15 protein-coding genes, 1 tRNA gene, 1 CRISPR repeat array and 1 riboswitch are annotated in these 17,667 nt (G+C 51.7%); of the genes, 5 read left to right on the top strand and 11 right to left on the bottom strand.

What is annotated here, in order from left to right:
- Positions 1-32 precede the first annotated feature (32 nt).
- Entirely contained in the window at positions 33-1,241 is a 1,209-nt protein-coding gene (locus tag RYZ18_RS09195) for an MFS transporter (RefSeq protein WP_317656375.1), read from the top strand.
- On the opposite strand, the gene RYZ18_RS09190 is transcribed toward RYZ18_RS09195, so the two are convergent.
- A complete protein-coding gene (locus RYZ18_RS09190; RefSeq protein WP_317656373.1) occupies positions 1,238-2,401 on the bottom strand; it encodes an alpha-hydroxy acid oxidase in 1,164 nt (387 codons plus the stop codon). The two genes, RYZ18_RS09195 and RYZ18_RS09190, sit on opposite strands and share 4 nt — an antisense overlap.
- A 60-nt stretch (positions 2,402-2,461) precedes the next feature.
- Positions 2,462-3,256: a tryptophan synthase subunit alpha gene (gene trpA, locus RYZ18_RS09185; RefSeq protein ID WP_317656372.1), complete on the bottom strand. Its 795-nt coding sequence runs from the start codon at positions 3,254-3,256 to the stop codon at positions 2,462-2,464.
- A 142-nt stretch (positions 3,257-3,398) separates the two neighbouring features.
- Between trpA and ychF the strand changes: the two genes are divergently transcribed.
- Positions 3,399-4,496: a redox-regulated ATPase YchF gene (gene ychF / locus RYZ18_RS09180; protein WP_317656370.1), complete on the top strand. Its 1,098-nt coding sequence runs from the start codon at positions 3,399-3,401 to the stop codon at positions 4,494-4,496.
- Here the strand turns inward: ychF and RYZ18_RS09175 are convergent.
- A complete protein-coding gene (locus tag RYZ18_RS09175; protein WP_317656368.1) occupies positions 4,493-6,442 on the bottom strand; it encodes a hypothetical protein in 1,950 nt (649 codons plus the stop codon). The two genes, ychF and RYZ18_RS09175, sit on opposite strands and share 4 nt — an antisense overlap.
- Positions 6,443-6,587: 145 nt before the next feature.
- Between RYZ18_RS09175 and RYZ18_RS09170 the strand changes: the two genes are divergently transcribed.
- Positions 6,588-6,677, top strand: a tRNA-Ser gene (locus RYZ18_RS09170).
- Positions 6,678-7,291: 614 nt separating this feature from the next.
- Here the strand turns inward: RYZ18_RS09170 and RYZ18_RS09165 are convergent.
- From RYZ18_RS09165 to RYZ18_RS09145, 5 genes are all read right to left on the bottom strand, one after another.
- Entirely contained in the window at positions 7,292-7,564 is a 273-nt protein-coding gene (locus tag RYZ18_RS09165; protein WP_317656366.1) for a hypothetical protein, read from the bottom strand.
- Positions 7,564-8,406 carry a hypothetical protein gene (locus tag RYZ18_RS09160; protein ID WP_317656363.1) on the bottom strand — a complete coding sequence of 281 codons (843 nt, stop codon included), beginning with the start codon at positions 8,404-8,406 and terminating at the stop codon, positions 7,564-7,566. Before RYZ18_RS09160 ends, RYZ18_RS09165 begins: the two co-directional genes overlap by 1 nt.
- Before the next feature lie 26 nt (positions 8,407-8,432).
- A complete protein-coding gene (locus RYZ18_RS09155) occupies positions 8,433-8,804 on the bottom strand; it encodes a hypothetical protein (protein ID WP_317656361.1) in 372 nt (123 codons plus the stop codon).
- A gap of 1,430 nt (positions 8,805-10,234) precedes the next feature.
- The gene (locus tag RYZ18_RS09150) at positions 10,235-11,488 is read right to left on the bottom strand and encodes a hypothetical protein (RefSeq protein ID WP_317656360.1); all 1,254 of its coding nucleotides are present in this window, start codon (positions 11,486-11,488) and stop codon (positions 10,235-10,237) included.
- Positions 11,489-11,752: 264 nt separating this feature from the next.
- Positions 11,753-13,117 (bottom strand): tyrosine-type recombinase/integrase, encoded by a 1,365-nt coding sequence (locus tag RYZ18_RS09145; RefSeq protein ID WP_317656359.1) that lies wholly within the window; start codon positions 13,115-13,117, stop codon positions 11,753-11,755.
- 429 nt (positions 13,118-13,546) lie between these two features.
- Between RYZ18_RS09145 and RYZ18_RS09140 the strand changes: the two genes are divergently transcribed.
- Together RYZ18_RS09140 and RYZ18_RS09135 are read left to right on the top strand one after the other, a co-directional pair.
- Positions 13,547-14,611, top strand: a complete 1,065-nt coding sequence (locus RYZ18_RS09140) for a hypothetical protein (RefSeq protein WP_317656358.1) — start codon at positions 13,547-13,549, stop codon at positions 14,609-14,611.
- A gap of 15 nt (positions 14,612-14,626) precedes the next feature.
- A complete protein-coding gene (locus tag RYZ18_RS09135) occupies positions 14,627-15,136 on the top strand; it encodes a hypothetical protein (protein WP_317656357.1) in 510 nt (169 codons plus the stop codon).
- Here RYZ18_RS09135 and RYZ18_RS09130 read toward each other — a convergent pair whose 3' ends face one another.
- The 3 genes from RYZ18_RS09130 to cas1 form a co-directional block, all read right to left on the bottom strand.
- Entirely contained in the window at positions 15,137-15,610 is a 474-nt protein-coding gene (locus RYZ18_RS09130; protein ID WP_317656355.1) for a hypothetical protein, read from the bottom strand.
- A 31-nt stretch (positions 15,611-15,641) separates the two neighbouring features.
- Positions 15,642-15,742, bottom strand: a riboswitch (SAM-I-IV-variant riboswitch).
- A 94-nt stretch (positions 15,743-15,836) separates the two neighbouring features.
- Positions 15,837-16,330: a CRISPR direct-repeat array (repeat unit 36 nt; unit sequence GTTGCGGCTGGACCTCAAATTCTGAACTGCTATTCT).
- A 73-nt stretch (positions 16,331-16,403) separates the two neighbouring features.
- Positions 16,404-16,709: a CRISPR-associated endonuclease Cas2 gene (cas2, locus tag RYZ18_RS09125; protein WP_317656353.1), complete on the bottom strand. Its 306-nt coding sequence runs from the start codon at positions 16,707-16,709 to the stop codon at positions 16,404-16,406.
- Between the two features lie 35 nt (positions 16,710-16,744).
- Positions 16,745-17,656, bottom strand: a complete 912-nt coding sequence (gene cas1, locus RYZ18_RS09120) for a type II CRISPR-associated endonuclease Cas1 (protein ID WP_317656352.1) — start codon at positions 17,654-17,656, stop codon at positions 16,745-16,747.
- Between the last annotated feature and the right edge of the window lie 11 nt (positions 17,657-17,667).

Raw genomic sequence — 17,667 nt, 5'->3', positions numbered from 1 at the left:
GCCATTCCAATCGGCGGGGTAGCGATTTCAGCATGCATGCGCTCACCAAAATCAAACAGGATCTTTCGCTGACCATGAGGCCCGTGTTTGGCTTTATGGTTTTGGGCATCTTTTGGGGATCTTATGCCGCGCTTGCCCCGCAGATCAAAGCGCAGATTGGGGCAGGTGATGGGCTTTTTGGCACGCTTTTGTTGATGTCCGCTTTGGGGCTTGTCACCGCAATGTGGTTGGCGCCGCGGGTGGATCGGCATTTGGGCAAATGGGGGCTACCCCTTGGCGCGGGTCTATTGGCCTTGTCGTTTGCGGTTTTGGGTGCGGCAAGCCGACCCTTGGAGTTTGGCATTGGGATGGTTTTAGCGGGGGCTGCTTCGGGGCTGACGGATGTCATTATCAATGCCCGCGTCTCAGAGGCAGAGGCCGCCTATAAGCGTCCGCTTATGTCACTTAATCATGCGATGTTTTCTTTCGCCTATGCGCTTGCTGCATTGAGCGCAGGCACGGCGCGGGAATTTGATGCCTCAGCCTTGCAGGTGTTTTTGGGATTAGGGGTCATCGTTGCTTTGGCACTGCCCATTTTGCGCAGCCCATCTTTTTTGGTCGGTGCTTCGCGGGATTGCGCAACGGAGCAGGTCGTTGATTTGGCACCCTTCTGGTCAGGTTTGGTGATCTGGCCTGGATTGGTGGTGATGTTTGGCTTCATGTCAGAGGCCGCGATGGAAAGTTGGTCTGCCTTGCATATTGAACGCTCGCTCGGCGGGCGGGCTGTCGAAGGGGCGATTGGCCCCTTCATGTTGGGTTTAACCATGGGGATTGGCCGTCTTGCAGGGCATTTTCTCACGCAAGCGCATGATACGCTGCGCATGGTTTCGCGCGCGGCGTTGGTTTCGGCGGCAGGGGCGGTGATCGCCGCTTTCGCAGTGACGCCCGAGATGGCCTATACAGGATTTGCGATCCAAGGATTGGGCGTCTCGATTATCGCGCCTTTGGCGCTTGGTTTGGCGGGGCAACTTGCAGGGTCTGGGGAAAGAACGCGGATCATCGCCCGCGTGTCGGTCATTGGGTTTGCAGGGTTTTTGCTCGCCCCTGCAACAATGGGATGGATGGCAGAATTGGCCAGTCTGCGGGTGGCTTTTGGCATGATCGCGGTGATTTTGCTCATCATCCCGCTGATCTGCGCGCGTGCGCTGCGCCCCCTCTCACCTGCGCGTGGCGGGCAAGAGGGGCGCATCAGCGGGGTTTAGCCCCACTCGCCACTAAAGTTTTTCGGAACGAGCAGGTTGTGACGTCCAAGGGCCTTCACATCACGCTCGCCGCAGAGCGCCATCGTGCTGTCCAGTTCCTTATGGATCACTTCCAAAGCGCGGGTAACGCCCGCTTCCCCCATGGCGCCAAGCCCGTTGACGAAGGCGCGCCCGATATAGGTGCCTTTTGCACCCATGGCCAAAGCCTTTAGCACATCCTGACCAGAGCGAATGCCACTGTCGAGATGCACTTCGATCTTGTCGCCAACTGCGTCCAAAATCGGCTCTAACATACGGATTGAGGATAAGGCCCCATCCAATTGACGCCCGCCATGGTTGGACACAACGATGGCATCCGCGCCGACCTTTGCGGCCATTTTTGCATCTTCGGCATCCAAAATGCCTTTGATGATCACAGGGCCATCCCACATTTTGCGGAATTGTTTAATGCGTTCCCAATCAAGGCTTTGATCAAAGGCTTGCGCCGTCCATGCACTCAGCGAGGAGGGGTCATCAATCCCAGCCACATGACCCACAATATTACCAAAGAAGCGCCGCTTGGTGCCGAGCATCTCAAGGCCCCATTGCACTTTGGTCATCATATCAGCCACGGATTTCACAGTGAATTTGGGCGGGGCTGACAGCCCGTTTTTGAGGTCTTTGTGACGTTGACCCAAAAGCTGCAAATCCACTGTAATTACGATGGCCGAGCATTTAGCGTCTTTCGCGCGCTGAAACAGCCGCGTCATGAAATCATCGTCTTTGAGCGTGTAGACCTGAAACCAGAAGGGTTTGCTGGTATGTGCCGCCACATCTTCGATAGAGCAGATCGACATAGTCGAGAGGGTGAAAGGCACGCCAAATTTTTCCGCGGCACGCGCCGCTTTGATCTCGCCATCAGCGCGCTGCATACCCGTCAGCCCAACAGGCGCCAAGGCCACGGGCATCGCCACATCATGGCCAATCATGGTCGAGGCTGTGCTGCGGTTTGACATATCGACCGCCACCCTTTGGCGGAGGCGGATCAGGTCGAAATCGGATGAGTTTTCGCGGAAGGTCTGCTCTGTCCAACTGCCTGATTCTGCGTAATCGTAAAACATCTTTGGCGTGCGCTTTTGATGCAAGCGGCGCAGGTCTTCGATTTCGGTGATGACGGGCATGGTGGCACTCCTCCGCAAGGCTGGTAAGGAAGTCTTACCAATTCTTGCGAAGGCCCGCAATCATTTGGCGCGATGCGCCCCATCGGCCAAGGATTTCACAAATGCGGTGATCTCTGGCACGGTTTTTCCCTGCTCAATCAGGCTGACAATCGCTGACCCCACGACCGCCCCATCGGCAACGCCGGCAATCGCTTCGGCGGCCTCAGGCGTTTTGATGCCAAAGCCCACAATCACGGGCAGATCGGTCTGCGATTTGATCCGTGCCACCTCTGGCCCAACATCACCCGCCTGCGCATTGGCGGCCCCTGTGATGCCTGTGATAGAAACATAGTAGATAAAGCCCGATGTGTTTTCCAACAGCTTGGGCAGGCGTTTGTCATCACTGGTCGGTGTCGCCAGACGGATGAAATTCAACCCTGCGTTTTGCGCGGGAATGCACAGCTCGCTGTCTTCTTCGGGAGGCAAATCAACGATGATCAAGCCGTCAATGCCCGCCTCTTTGGCTTGCTCCAAAAAGCGATCCACACCGCGGCTGTAAATCGGGTTGTAATATCCCATCATCACAATCGGCGTGTCATTATCGGTTTTGCGCAACTCACGCGCCATTTGCAGCGTTTTGTCGAGGGTCTGCCCCCCTTCAAGCGCGCGCTGTCCCGCAAGCTGAATGGTCGAGCCATCCGCCATTGGATCGGTAAAGGGCAGGCCCAATTCGATGATATCCACACCCGCCGCAGGCAGGGCTTTGATCAACTCAAGCGAGGTGTCGTAATCAGGATCGCCCGCCATGACATAGGCGACAAAGGCCTTCTTGCCCTCTTGGGCCAGCCGCGCAAAAGTGGTGTCGATCCGTGTCATAGATGCCTCCCGCGAAATCGTTCGTTTGGGGTTTGCGGCAAATAGCGGCGGAAATCAATGGGGCCTGACGGGTTCGGGCCATTGCCCCGCCGCGCAGTTCGCCCTAGAAGGCAGCCAACGCGCATCACGGAGGTCGCTTGCAATGGGTTTCAAAATGGGAATCGTGGGTCTGCCCAATGTTGGGAAATCCACGCTGTTCAACGCCTTGACCAAAACCGCAGCCGCACAGGCCGCGAATTTCCCCTTTTGCACCATCGAGCCGAATGTGGGCGATGTAGCCGTGCCTGACCCACGCCTAGAGAAATTGGCCGCTATAGCAGGCTCAAAACAGATCATTCCAACCCGCATGACCTTTGTCGATATTGCGGGCCTCGTGCGCGGGGCCTCTAAGGGCGAGGGGTTGGGCAACCAATTCCTAGCCAATATCCGCGAGACTGATGCCATCGCCCAAGTGTTGCGCTGCTTCATTGATGATGATGTGACCCATGTGGAAGGCCGCGTTGACCCCGTGGCCGATGCTGAGACCATCGAAACCGAACTGATGCTCGCTGATCTCGAAAGCATCGAGAAACGCCTGCAAAACCTGACCCGCAAAGTGCGCGGTGGCGACAAAGAGGCGGTGCAACAAGAGCGCCTTTTGAAAGAGGCGCAGGCGATGCTAGAGCAGGGCAAACCCGCCCGCATGGTTGAGGTGGCCGAGGATGACGCGAAAGCGTGGAAGATGTTGCAACTGCTGACCACCAAGCCCGTGCTATATGTTTGCAATGTGGACGAGGCCTCTGCCGCCACAGGCAATGACCTCTCCGCGCGGGTTGAGGAGATGGCCAAGGCGCAAGGGGCGGCTTCGGTCGTTATCTCAGCCGCGATTGAGGAAGAAATCAGCCAATTGCCCGCCGAGGATGCTGCCGTGTTCTTGGGCGAAATGGGTCTAGAGGAGGCAGGTCTCGACCGCCTTATTCGCGCGGGCTATGACCTTCTGGCATTGGAAACCTATTTCACCGTTGGCCCGAAAGAGGCCCGCGCATGGACGATCCGCCACGGCACTGCCGCGCCACAAGCCGCGGGCGTGATCCATGGCGATTTCGAGCGCGGCTTCATCCGCGCCGAAACCATCGCCTATGAGGATTACGTCACCTTGGGCGGCGAGGTTGCGGCCAAGGATGCAGGCAAAATGCGGGTCGAAGGCAAAAGCTATATCGTCAAAGATGGCGATGTGCTGCATTTCCTCTTCAACGCCTAATCCCGCCGCGCTACGTCCGTGACCCCTGCGGCGGCGATGGCAAGGACGATCCAGCCGAGAATTGTCAAAATCGGCTTGGCGACCCAAAGGAACTGGCCCGCAAATCCCAGATTGGTTGAAGGTGTCCAAGCCTGTGTCTGACCCAAATCAAGGATCGGCACGACCAAATCCAAACCCCAAACAAGGCTGCAGAAACTTTCCCAAGACTGCCCTTCGGGTGTCTCGCCCCACGCAATCGCGGGGTGATCGGGCTCATACACCACTGCCCAATTTTCGGATGTCAGGATCACATCGGAATTCGGCACCATATCGCCTGCTTCCCACGCACAATGGGCAAGGGCGGCGGCTATCAGCCCGAACACAGGAAGCAACAAAACGGCCTTCTCCCGACGGTGGCCATAGCCGAAGAAAAGGCGCGAGATGAAGCTGATATAGGCGCGCAAATCCGCGCCAAGACTGGCCCATGCTTTTGTCCATGTGCCGTCCAAAGACTGATACGCCCGCGTCCATTCCTCAGCGGCGATTTTCCGATCCCGCGCCACCAAAACATCCCGCGCCCCACGCTCATGCCCCATATTGCGCAGGACTTTGGCGAGTTGGGTATAGGGTTGGGGGAAGAATTCATTCCGCAATCGATCCCCACGCGCCAGCCACGCAAGCCGCGCCTTGCTATCTGTCGGCGCGCCACTGATCCGATCATAGGTGAACCCGTTAAGGATCACGCGCGCGTCTTCGGGCCATGACTTGAGATCATCGCATAAAGTGCCCACATTAGCGCCACTTAGGTCTATGATCCCATTATCACAGGAAAACTCATGTAAAATAAACGTATTTCGGCAATGGGTATCCTGCATGTTCAGAGCGTAGCATTTACTTTTTACTTTTAGTTTTACCAGTGAAAGCTGCCCTGATATGTCAGCTCCGATCAGCCGAATTTCACCATTGATATTTACATTAGGACCTATAATTAAATCATTTCTAACTGCCGCTTTTTGAAGATTTATGGCGCGTCCATCATAGTGATCAACCCACAGGTTGCTGAAGCCAAGCTGTCCCTCAATAGCCGAGGTTGCGAATGATATTTCCTTATCGGTGCTTACATTGTTGACGATAGCACCCATGCCCAATTGAGCAGATTGGAAGTTGAGCGCATAACTTTGGGATTGGTATATCTCTTGATTATCTACAGATGTTTGACCTTCAATCTTCGCTGCACTGAAGTCGACCTCGCCCAATATTATTGATCCGTCCCCCAAACGAACGTTTGATGTGATCCGCGATCCGCTAGCATTGATCGCTTTTTTATTTGGGTTGTGAATATTGGCTGTCTGAAATTCAAGTGTTCCGCGAATAGTTGATCGGGCTAGGTTGACCTCGCCATGTGAGAAGAACCCGTGATGAAAAAATGCCCCGCTTCCGATTGAAACACCTTCACCAGCCACTGCAACACCCGTGTCGGAAACTATCCTTGTTCCAGCGAAAGCAAGTTGGCCCCCGATTGTGGCGGCGGATATCGACACCTGGCCGTTGATGGATGCACTCGTGATAAAAAGATTACCTCTTATGCGTGCCCCCTGTCCCATAAAGTAAAGGAACTCAGACCCACTCAAATTCAGTGCCTCAAAAGTGGCCTCAAAAGCGTCTATGCCGTTGTCCAATCGGCAATTGAACAAACCTGTCAGGCCCTTGGCGCGGCACATCAAAAGGTTGAGAACGCCGCTGATATAGGCCCCTTCCAGATGCACCCCGATATCCGTGGTCGGCTGGTCGCGCAGGCCGCCTGTGATCAGCGCCTTGAGGATGGGTGCGCGGATTTCGCGGTCTTCGGATGGCTTATCAGGCCTGTTTTCGCCAAGAACGCATGGCTGCCCTGCAAGGCACGCCTCGATCAACTTCACCTCAGCGGGCGTCAGCTCGCCCCCGACCAAATCTTCCCAAGCCTTCACAAGCGATACCCCGATAAAACCCAGTTTAGCAGGATCAGCTTATGTCTGTCGCCACGCACGCGGCAAGGGCTTTGCCCATACCCCATCGCATTTCACGCGATTTCCCCCCTTGCCCCTGCGCGCCCATGTCGTTAGACGGGTCGGCGGAGACGTGGCCGAGTGGTCGAAGGCGCTCCCCTGCTAAGGGAGTAGACGGGAAACCGTCTCGTGGGTTCGAATCCCATCGTCTCCGCCACAACCCAAAAACCCTTATAAATAAGGATATTTACAGGATGGGTTGTGAGAAATGTTTACCAAAACACCCCAATTGTTTACCAATTTGTTTACCGTTTTGGGTGTAGGTATAGACACCCCCGATGCAAATAACGGCAGACTCAGACACCCCCTAGGGGGGACTAGGGGAGGGCCTCGTAATATATACCCTCTCAGATTTTTTTGCTGAATTTGCATCTGGCTGTCCCTAAAGAAAAAAAGGACCACCCCCTTGGGGATGATCCTAATGGTATTCTCTAAGCGCCGTGAGGGGGCCTCTTGTTGTCTCTAGTGGTGCTTTCCTATCTGTGCCTCAGAGGTGCCTCTATGACCCGCTCCAAGGCTCTCAGGAGGTCCTATTACATCCTCCAAGTTCTCCTAGGTGCTGAGACCACAAGGCGTTCGTCCTTCCCAAAGGTCGGAGCTACAAACACCTCAAGGCTCCAGAGTTTCACGTATAGGTGTTTCGTAGAGGCTTCAAAGATACAGGCTTTGTCGAATTGCATAATGTGAGGTCTCCTATGTTGAACAGGAGAATCCTCACATCTTATTGAAATTGCTGTCAAATGTTACGTTTTGGTGTCTATTACGTTAGCGTCAGTGCCGCATTGGTGGGTCTACAAGCAAGACCGTCACGTATTTGGTGACGTTATTTGCTTTGCCGATCATGACGATCATTACACCGTCACTGTCTCTACGCTCTGTGGGGGGTTGGACAGTCCATTGAACACCATCTATCGAGCTAAATGTTCTCTTGATAGCAGTCTCGATGTCTTTCTCATCAACGATATGAATAGCCACGACCTCTTTACCGCGTTCGGTCCAGTAGGTGTAAGTAGCAAAGTCCTTGTATGCGTAGTGGCGAGTCATCAACCACGACCCCCGTATTCATCATTCAGCTTTGCGTATAGTGAAAGCCACTCATTACGACCCCCGACACCAAGTGCGTGTCTAACTCCCGCGTCAATCATCGCGGGGACTACCTCAGGGTAGCGGGATGACCACATTTGCATCTGAGCAAACTCACGATCACCGACAAAGCCCCTGACATCTTCAGCAATGGCGGATTGGATGCCCGACAATTGATCTCGTGCTTGGTCTTCAGAGATACCGACCTGTTGCAGTGTCGTGCTATCAAATTCTCCTGTGAGAGCTGCATTAGCCATAAAGCTCACAGCGTCTTCTAGATCAGCACCCACCATAGCTGCGGTGTCTGCAAGAAGCTGAGACTGTGTCGCCACAGTAGAAGATAGATCGCCTTCCCGAATTGCTTCCATGAGGTTGCCTTGTAGGACATCCATGGGGTCTCCCTGTGGCTCACCCTGTTCGGTGTCGATGTGGCTGTCCTCAGGTGTCTCTCCATCATCGAGACCTTGTGTCTTCCAAACCTGTGCTGAGTTTGCCTCTTGGATAGCTGCGGCTACGCTTGGGGCCATTCCCATAGTTTTTAACGTGGACCACTCAACTTGAAGACCTTCATCTCCAATGGTGATTAGGTCGCTATCCTTTAGGTCATTGGTGTCGGTAATGTGTTGGTTGCTACCGTTTCGTAGCACAGAGAAAGACGCGACAGAGTAGTCTTCGCCTAGCGTATCTTCTGTGATGACCTCAGCACCTAGATTTTTGGTGACTGTTGTTTCACCCGCCACACTAGCTTTGCCTGTTTGAGCGTCTACCCCACCAAATGAGGTTGTAGCTGTCATTACTGCCATTGTTTAAATCCTTATATTTAATGTTATTAACGATTGATCACAGTGCGGGCTTTCGACCACGGCACCGTCTTAGGGTCCTTGCCTTGTTCAATGAGTGCTTTGCGGCATTTCAGCATATGAAGGCACCAAGGCTGAGACACCTCAGTGATTTCCGCGAGTGCATAAGAGGAGATGAAGTCAGCCGCCTTATGATTGCAGAGTGTCTGCCAACCCTCAGCTATCCTCTTTGCTTTCTCGATGCGTGGGCTTGTGGGTGACGTAAATGTAGATCCATTGACCATGTTGGGGGTCTGACGGTCTTGATCGAGTAACTTGTTGATACTCTCTTGGACGTTTTCGACTTGCTTAATAGCAGTCACAAGAAGCTCTTTTATTTCTATATTATAACTATGTTCCATTTATTTAATCTCTTTTATTTATGATTTGAGTGGCAGCATCACGAAGACACCACCTCCAATGTCTAGGTCCGTAGGAGTCATCTAAGATGTCGATTAACAATCTACCCGCTCTAGTGATCTCACCTTGTTTGAACACGGTTGGAACCACGACAAACGCCATGGACTTAGCCAATAGGTTAGTCAGGTGGCTCTCCGTCACTGCTAGGTCATCACGGTGCGTGTAAATGTGCAGGGCTGCCCCGAAGGAGGTCTCTAGGAGTTCCTGAGGGCCTCTCTTCTGAAGACCCATCCAAAGAGCTATGGGAGCTTTGTATGCATTAGCCCAATGACTACGGAATTTAATGAGGGTCTTCTTAGATGTTTGATAGCGACTATCACGGTATCGATTGACGCTCTTACAGGCTCTATGGAATGCCGCTAGGTCACTTGGGTCAGATGTTAAGGCAGCCTTTGCGGTGGGCGAGAGGTTATCTGAGATCAACCTTAAATCAGGACTAGAGGCGAATGGAGACCCTGATCTCTTTTGATTAAGTCGATGTTGGTAGCAATAGCTCGAAGCGTAGATTGTAGAGTGGTTGCAATAGACAACAGCACACTTCGATGGTTGCTCTATTCTCTTTTGTAGGTAGGTAATTGAATTTACCTTATTTCTATACGTCAATTTTCTGTATTTATCTGGTTGTTCTGGCATTTCTGTGTGTTCTAATCTTTAGGGTATGCATGGATATTTTGTCCTAAAACTTGGGAGACCTTCGGTGGTTAGCTGACACAATCATGCGACACCTAAAGGAGATGACCTCCTAAGGCGTTTCGCTAAGGGCTATCCTAAAAGACCAGTCTAAGGAGGTTAGCTAAGGGGCAAGCTAAGGTTGGTCTTAAGATAACGACCACCATTGATTAATATTTATTAATTGGTCTGAGTTTGTTGGTCTTAGTTTATTTGTCTTAGTTTATTGGTCTTTACCTTAGACCACATATGGACCCCCAGTGATGACCTACATGGTTACCACCGAAGGTCTACAAAGATTGTCTATGTGGGGACACTGGGTAACATATAGGTTGTCTATAGTAGGGGGTGGCTTTAGCCGCCACCGCCACCCCTTCCTAGCTAACCTCTAGAGGACCCCTGCGGTTCTCCGTTAAGTTGGACTCTTTTATTAGCCCCTGTGTTTCTATTCTTTACAGGCTCGGATTTTTCAGTCCGATTTTTTGTTTTATTTCATGGGGTTATAGGGGTCGATTTTCGGTTTGAGGTAAAGTCTTTCCCTCATTTTTGATTTTTGGTCATTTCTTGTGACACGAGAGGCGCCGTGAGTGGACTTTGAGACACCTTAAGTGGACCCTCGGGGGATGTATTTAGAGTCTGTCGATGCAAGAAGGTATGTGGGGATGAAAGTTTTTCTCAGCTTCTAATCCACCCCACCAGACCATCAGTCTACTGAATTGAGGTAGTCCATGAACAGGTCGTGCATACGCTGCGATGCGAAATAGACCGTGATTGGCTCACCCTTCCTAACGCGAGACCTCCACACAAGCTGCACACACTCGCTCAGAGCGTATTCATCTTGCCAATCACCGTTCATACCAAGCCAATGCTTAACAGCGGGGGCTGCAAATTGATCATACAAGTAGATCACATGAGAGCAGTGAGACCACCGATTGGACCCCCTAGTGGTATTGGGCAACCAGTTAACATTAAACAGCCCTGATCGTGAGGCAAACTTGCCTGCCTTTGCGGTTCTCCCTGTTCCCTCTAGGTCATCATGGCTCTTATTATTTTCGAACCACGCTTCCTTGCTACAGGTCACAATAATGTTTTCCCTAGGGACATCCTTGAGGTCTCTCGCGGCTAGATTGCTGAGTGTCTTAGATACTTTCGCCGCTGCCCCATGAGGCATTGTCTTTTGGCCTCGATAGCTAAACTTAAGATCGGTGAGGTTCTTGAGTAGCTTAACAGTGATCAGGTCTTTTGCTTTGCGTAAGTGTTGCATTTCGAAGGAAGGCACAGTGTCGATCTGGTATGGAATGCCTACGCGGTCCAAATAGGAGACCATGAGGGAGCCACGAGACAGATAGGTATAGACCAACAAGGCTTTACCTGCATTGAGTAGTTGCTTAGGTAATGCCCAAACCAATGTGTTGCTGTCGTGGACGTAGAGGGTGCCAGACTTGGCAGCGTTGTAGACCTCTACAGAGAGACTGTCAGAGATTGCCTCGTGTGTCTCCTCCCACTGTTTAGTTGGGAACACCTGACCAGTTTCCTGATCGACTGTAACAAACCCTTTGGCTAGGTAGAGTTCATCCCAAGAACCTTTCGAGGGGTTCTTTGAGAGGGGTTTTACGGTCTCTACGACTTCGTCAATTATGACTGTGTAGTCTGTGAAGATACCCTCTAAGGCGGCCTCAGAGAGGCGGGGATACATTGCGTGGGTGGTGACTATGTTACGTCCTTCAGCGGCAAGCTGTAGAAGATGTTCACGCTTTGATAGACCATCATTGTCCAGAGTGGGTTCCGTAATCTCGATACCGTTTGCTGCGGCTCCCTCGATCACACGAGTGACCTCGGTGAGGTAGGGAACAACAATCAGGTATGTGTCGTGTGATGTCAGATTGTTAATTAGTTCTGTGGTCTTCCCGTGGCCACAAGGGCGGTCAATGATTTGAGCGGGGTATAGAATAGGCACGACTATTGGTTCCTTCGATAAAGGTTAACTGCGTTGGGCGCTGTCTTGATAGAGATGTGTCTTTGTGTATTTAATTTAGTTACTTATTTTGGGCATCAAATAAGTGGGCCTAGAGAGGTGAAAAGCCGAAAGGCGTAAAAACACATACAGACGAGTGGGTGCAGGCAGCACGGTCTGGCACCTCTTCCATCTAGAAACGGTGATTATTTATCTCTTGTAACCGTATTTAATTAAAAACCCCTTAAAAATAAGGGGCTTTCAAGGTTACAGGCGCAGGCCGTAGTTGAGAGACTTTAGGGCCTCTCTTTTCTGGGTCAAAGAGGTCCCTCCAGAGTAAAGACCATAGGTCATGGTGTCCTTCTCGTGGCCCACGATGTCAGCTGTGATCCCTTCGGGGACACCCGCTTGCTCCAGAAGAGTGACTACTGTCTTTCTGAGAGAGTGAAAGACATACCGTCCGTCATACCCTAGCTCAGTCTTCAAGCGCCCAAAGCGTTTACTCAGGGGATCGCTGCGGTTACCAAACTTATTTTTGCTATCTGTCGCTATGAGGTATTCTCTGTGGTCGCTGTGCGCCTCTGAGAGCAGCCTACGGATTACTGGGAGCAGTTCGGGGTGTATTGGAACCTCCCTGTTGCCCGCTGAGGTCTTAGCGTCAGTGATGCTTAGTGTCTCTTTGTCCAAGTTAACTTTGTCTGCTGTGAGGCGGACTAATTCCTCGATCCTTCCCCCAGTGTAGATACCTAGTAGGAATGTATCACGCATCGCCTTATCTTGCGCCTTGACCCTGTTCCCTGCTGTTAGGCGGGTAAGGTGGTCATAAATGCGGTGAATATCGTCAACACTAAACGGTAGGCGCTTTGATGATTGTTCCTCTTTTTTATTTATCTTGGGGAGCCTAATTTCTTTGAATGGGTTGGGTAGGTCTTCGTTTGCGACCCCCTTGTGATCCCTGAGAAAGTCCCAGTAACCCGCAAGGTGAGACAGTGCTTTCTTCGCTGTGACATGGGAGAGTTTGTCTTTATCGACTAGGTCATTAGCGAACGACCTGACCAAAGACCTCTTGATCATCTGGACGTAGCAATCACCGACATACTCATCAAACCTACATATCCACCTACGTTTCTCGTCCGCAGTCTTTAGGTTGACCCTAGAAACCCTAAGAAACTCTTCTAGGTGCTTACAGAAGGGGACGAATTGTCCAGTAGTAATTTTATAGGCTAACTGGGCAGCCGTTAGGTCATTTCCATATAGCTCTGATGCGTCATTGAATCCCAGACTGCTAGTGATCAAATTAGCGACTTCTATTTCTAGCACACCCTTGGTCTCTTGCAGTTGGTCCCACTCGTTATCGGTCCTAGCTCTAGCTATTTGTTTGTTAATCTCCTCGATCAACCTACGGTGTTCCTCCAGTTTAGACGCTATGATGCTCTCAGGGGTTTGCCTAGCTTTGGCAATCTCCTGTTCCCATAGAGGAACAATCTGGGCTGCTAGTCTTTGAGCCTCTCGCTTGTCTGATGTCTTTAACGACTTTTTAAACTGAGTCTTGCCCACAAGATGCCTTACGTCTTCTGGGACTCGGAGAAACGCTTGGTAGTAGCTAGAGCCTTTAGGGAGCCTTACGTGCATCTCGAAGGACCTCTTACAGAGTGGTGCAATTTAACTCAATGTTTACAGCTTTGTTTACCAATAGCAAGCACGTATATCTCTAAGCATATGTGTTTAAACAATAAAATATTTTTGGGTTCGACTCCCATCGTCTCCGCCACAAAACATATATAATGTATTGATTTCAAACAATTTTTGATCGCTACTGGGGTTTTTGACCCCCTTTTTGTCCCCCGCAGACAATTTGGATATTGGCCCAAAAATGGTAAACAATGGACATGATTAACTGGGGTCATATGCCCCCCCGTTTGCTATACGAATCCTGTCGCGCGACCCCACCCCGGGGGCACCCCCAGATTTCAGGGTTTGCCTCAGGTTCACCTATGCATGATATTTTGCGCGAGTGATTAGCACTTCTGAACCTGTAGAAACGAATCTTGGCTTGGGGTAGTGTTTGAAGCAGATGATATAGGTATCAGGGGAAAACAAATGCAGTTATGGAAGTCTTTGGTCACGGCACTGGTAGCCTTAATCCCAAGTGCGTTGTCTGCAGAAGTTATCCCCGGTTCTTCTTTCGGTTACGGCAACTGGCAAGGTGCAGGCTACACTGATCAGCAAACTGGTGTCTTCAGTCACTGTGCGGTGTCCGCAGACTATGTGAGCGGCGATCGCTTACTTTTCAGCCTTGGTCGTGACGGTGAGATTGGCGTTGGTGTCTCCAGCCCAGCCCTGCGCTTGGAGCCCGGTGCTAACTTTCCGGTGGCAATCAAGGTGGATAGGCGTGCTCCGTATTATGGGACAGCTGTAGCTATCTCAGAGAACCATGCGGCAGTTTTCATCGATGAACTCGACTCTGCACTGAACGCATTTCGTCGTGGGTATACCTTAGTAATCGAAGGCGTGTCGTTACGCGGGGAGTATGATCTCTCCGGCACGTTTCGGGCGCTCGAAAGGATGACAGACTGCGCTATCCAGAACTACGCTTACGCAGGCGCTCCTGCTAAAGGTGCTCAGCCAGCAGCCACGGCTGCATTTGATCAGTCAATCTTGTATCAGGTTGCGACCCAGACCATTACCAGTTTTGGCATTAGTAATTTTACTTTCTCCAGCACTGATGAACTTATAGCTTTAGGGCTGACCGAGAATACCGTGAGGTGGATCGCCCCTGATAGCGGCGTAACGGGCACAATATTGGCTCTGCCGATGGAGGTCGGTGAGACGCTACGCGATGGTGATGCCGGCGACACTCAGTTCCTTGCCAATCAATGCGCCGATGAATACGTAACTTCCGCCCGGAATATAACGGAGGCCGATTTCACCATTCGTGAAATCAGGGTGATGTGCGCAGGGGGAGAGCAGGTCACGGAGCACTACCTGAACAAATTCCGTGTTGGTGACTATGCGCTATACACTTGGTTCGAATTTGTCCCGGGTGCAGCGGCACCGTCTGGTGAGACCACTCAACAAAGGAGTGCCAACGCGTCGATTGTTGCTGCGGCCTTCTTGTTGAACTGAACTCGGCCACTATCGATGCTTAAGGCGATCGCCTTTCTTGCCATGTTTCTGCTTGCGCAGAAGGCAGATTATAGCAAGGTGGATGCATATCAGAGATTTGTCGCGGGCCATACTGAATGGGCACTATTTCAGGATGATGGTGCCTGCTGGGTGACCTCGAACCCAGTCTTCATCAGCAAGCAGGAGGAAGCAGTAGAGAACTACTATATGTTCGTGTCGTTCTTTTTCGGTTCTGCAGAACCAGAAATTTCCTACTACCTAAACGGCTCAGACAAGGATGACCTTGTTGCATATGCTGGTGAAGAGGTCTCCGATCTCTTCTTTTACGAGGACACGTATTACCCCCATGCAGAAGATGACATCACGTTCCTGATGGGCATGCTGAAGTCTGATCAAGTATCCATCCACCAAGCCGGATCAGATGTGCCAGAAGTGAAGTTCTCACTGGATGGCTTCAGAGAGGCATATAACGAGGCCGCGCGCGTTTGTGAGTTCAATTCGTTCGATACAGGCAACAAGGTATAATCACCCTGTTAAAACCACCCTCACAGGCTCTCCACGAACGATTGATAGGAATGCCGATAAAGAGAACCGATAAGCGAGCTTGTCAGCCTCCTGCAGTGGCATGTCGCCGATAATGAAGGCATTGCCGTGAAAGTGGCAGCTGTCGCTGCGCAAGATCATCGTTAAATCGAAGTTCAATCTTTGCTCTCTGCAATAGTTAGCAAATACTAACTCTCGGCCCTTGGCCTCTTGATCGATGAACAGGAAGGCAGCAGCTTCGCTCGTGCTCAGGTAATCCAGTTGTTTCGCGGCACCCTCACACCACATTCCGGGTATGATGCTGTCTGCAGACCCATCCACTGAAACAGAGAGCCGTAGGCCCGCGTAATCGTCCAGAATGCTGCTGATGCCCTCATCAGAGCCCAGTGCCGTTCTGACGGCACCTGCGTGGGCTCTCAGAGCCAGTTGCTGTATGATGGGGTGTAGTTTGTTCACGATGCTCTCCTTTTCCGGAGAGCTGATGCCACTTGCGACCTGTAATTGCCTTTTGGCCACATCCCCTTTCGGGAACCACCTTACCGGTCAGGCAGGCTGGTGTGAGCAACAGCTCAGCTCTTGATGTGGAAAACAGTTTAATAGAGAGCGCTATAATATCAAGCCTGTTTGGGTGCGTGGGGTTTTTGCGGCTTTGGTCGCGACGCTTGTGCGGGTTAACACAAGAGTTGCGGCTGGACCTCAAATTCTGAACTGCTATTCTCGTTACACTCGTTTACATACTGTGACAGTGTTGCGGCTGGACCTCAAATTCTGAACTGCTATTCTGATCGTAGAGGTAAACACGACCAGAACCAAGTTGCGGCTGGACCTCAAATTCTGAACTGCTATTCTGCAGGGTGCCGTCAGTTGCAGCCGCATCTGTTGCGGCTGGACCTCAAATTCTGAACTGCTATTCTCAAGCATCCACGCCGCTACGCCGCACACAGTTGCGGCTGGACCTCAAATTCTGAACTGCTATTCTTATAGCCCAAAAGAAAACCCCCGCCGATTAGTTGCGGCTGGACCTCAAATTCTGAACTGCTATTCTATTCACACCCTGATCATTATCATAAGTCAGTTGCGGCTGGACCTCAAATTCTGAACTGCTATTCTCCACCTCAAGAGCATACTGACCTGTTCCAGGTTGCGGCTGGACCTCAAATTCTGAACTGCTATTCTGGATCTCCTTCCAAAACCTTGTTTTTGCAAGGTTTTGAGAGATCGTGAGGAGTATATTTTCAATAGGCTGCCCTCAAAACAGTGCGAGTTGCTTCGGATTTTTTCGGGCCGCTCTTCGGCCCTGATCGTCAAAATGGACGATATCACGATATTGGCGGTCGGTGAAGTTGAGGATTTGGATGTTGCCTTTTTCCGGTAGGTTGCGTTCGATTCTGGAGACCCGCGTCTGAAAAGCTTCCTTACCATTGACGAAGCGGGCGTAAACCGAAAATTGGCTGCGCTCGAACCCTTCATCTAGAAGGAAATTACGGAAACTCGTCGCGGCCTTGCGCTGCGGTTTAGTATCCGTTGGTAGATCGAACATCACCAGTATCCACATGATCCGATATCCTGACAATTGAGTTGGGTGATATGTCATGTACCGAGACCTGCTAGGGTGAGTGCGTCGGGCGGGCGAGGTAAAGCGAGTGTGAGTTTACCGTTTTCAAAGCTCTGTCCGAGGGAAGTCGCGAGCTTTGTCAGGGCGACTGACATTGGGGTCTTACCGTCGCCTAATGGGAGATCAAGAGCGATCAGGCGAACGAGGGAATGTTTGACTTCAGTGTTGACCTGCGGTCCATTGCGGTCGGCAAGCGCACGTGCGGCACAATCGACCAAAGGGCGGAACGGTTCCATTAGGTCGTCAGCTAGCGCAAAGGCATTGCTGCGATTGGAGTGGTGTAGGCCGACAGTCGGGTGTAGACCTGCCGCGACAATAGCGCGGGAAGCCGCCGCGCGCAGAACTGTGTAGCCGTAGTTCAGGATGGCGTTCACATCGGGGGAGTTGCGATCCCGACGGAAGTCATTCCCCATCATGAGCGGCCAGTAATATCGCGCGGCTTGTGCCTCGACATTATTGCCGTCGCCGCTGGTTACCGAGCGGGCCATCATCGTGAGCGGGGCATGAGGCGCTGTAAAGGCCTCAAGCGCCGCGGCTTGCATTCTGATCTTGGAAATCACCACCTCTTTCCATGCTTGTTTAATTAGTGGCGTCTTTGCTTGCAACTGAGCTCGCATACGTCCGCCTTGGGCGTGATGTCCTTCGATGGGTATAAGAACAGATCGCGGCATGTGATTAGACGCGCAGAAAACAACGGGTACGACACGCTCACCAAGTTCAGCGAGAAGGTTTCCCGAAACGGTCACCCCGTGAGCATGAATGATGACAGTGATAATCTCATCCAAGGGCAGGCGACCGACTTCGGCGCCTTCTTTTGTCACCTTAAAAAAACCACGCTCGCGCGAAAGGTGACATCCATCCGTAGTAATATCAACGATACGATCCAAATCAGCACTCC

Origin of the sequence: Roseovarius sp. 10 (assembly GCF_033100315.1) — a bacterium.
Lineage (GTDB): Bacteria > Pseudomonadota > Alphaproteobacteria > Rhodobacterales > Rhodobacteraceae > M30B80.
This window is presented reverse-complemented; position numbering and strand designations above follow the sequence as displayed.

Coding starts and splice junctions, on each gene's coding strand:
- RYZ18_RS09195 (WP_317656375.1), top strand. CDS start 33: ATGCATGCGCTCACCAAAATCAAACAGGATCTTTCGCTGACCATGAGG.
- RYZ18_RS09190 (WP_317656373.1), bottom strand. CDS start 2,401: ATGCCCGTCATCACCGAAATCGAAGACCTGCGCCGCTTGCATCAAAAG.
- trpA (WP_317656372.1), bottom strand. CDS start 3,256: ATGACACGGATCGACACCACTTTTGCGCGGCTGGCCCAAGAGGGCAAG.
- ychF (WP_317656370.1), top strand. CDS start 3,399: ATGGGTTTCAAAATGGGAATCGTGGGTCTGCCCAATGTTGGGAAATCC.
- RYZ18_RS09165 (WP_317656366.1), bottom strand. CDS start 7,564: ATGACTCGCCACTACGCATACAAGGACTTTGCTACTTACACCTACTGG.
- RYZ18_RS09160 (WP_317656363.1), bottom strand. CDS start 8,406: ATGGCAGTAATGACAGCTACAACCTCATTTGGTGGGGTAGACGCTCAA.
- RYZ18_RS09155 (WP_317656361.1), bottom strand. CDS start 8,804: ATGGAACATAGTTATAATATAGAAATAAAAGAGCTTCTTGTGACTGCT.
- RYZ18_RS09145 (WP_317656359.1), bottom strand. CDS start 13,117: ATGCACGTAAGGCTCCCTAAAGGCTCTAGCTACTACCAAGCGTTTCTC.
- RYZ18_RS09135 (WP_317656357.1), top strand. CDS start 14,627: ATGCTTAAGGCGATCGCCTTTCTTGCCATGTTTCTGCTTGCGCAGAAG.
- cas2 (WP_317656353.1), bottom strand. CDS start 16,709: ATGTGGATACTGGTGATGTTCGATCTACCAACGGATACTAAACCGCAG.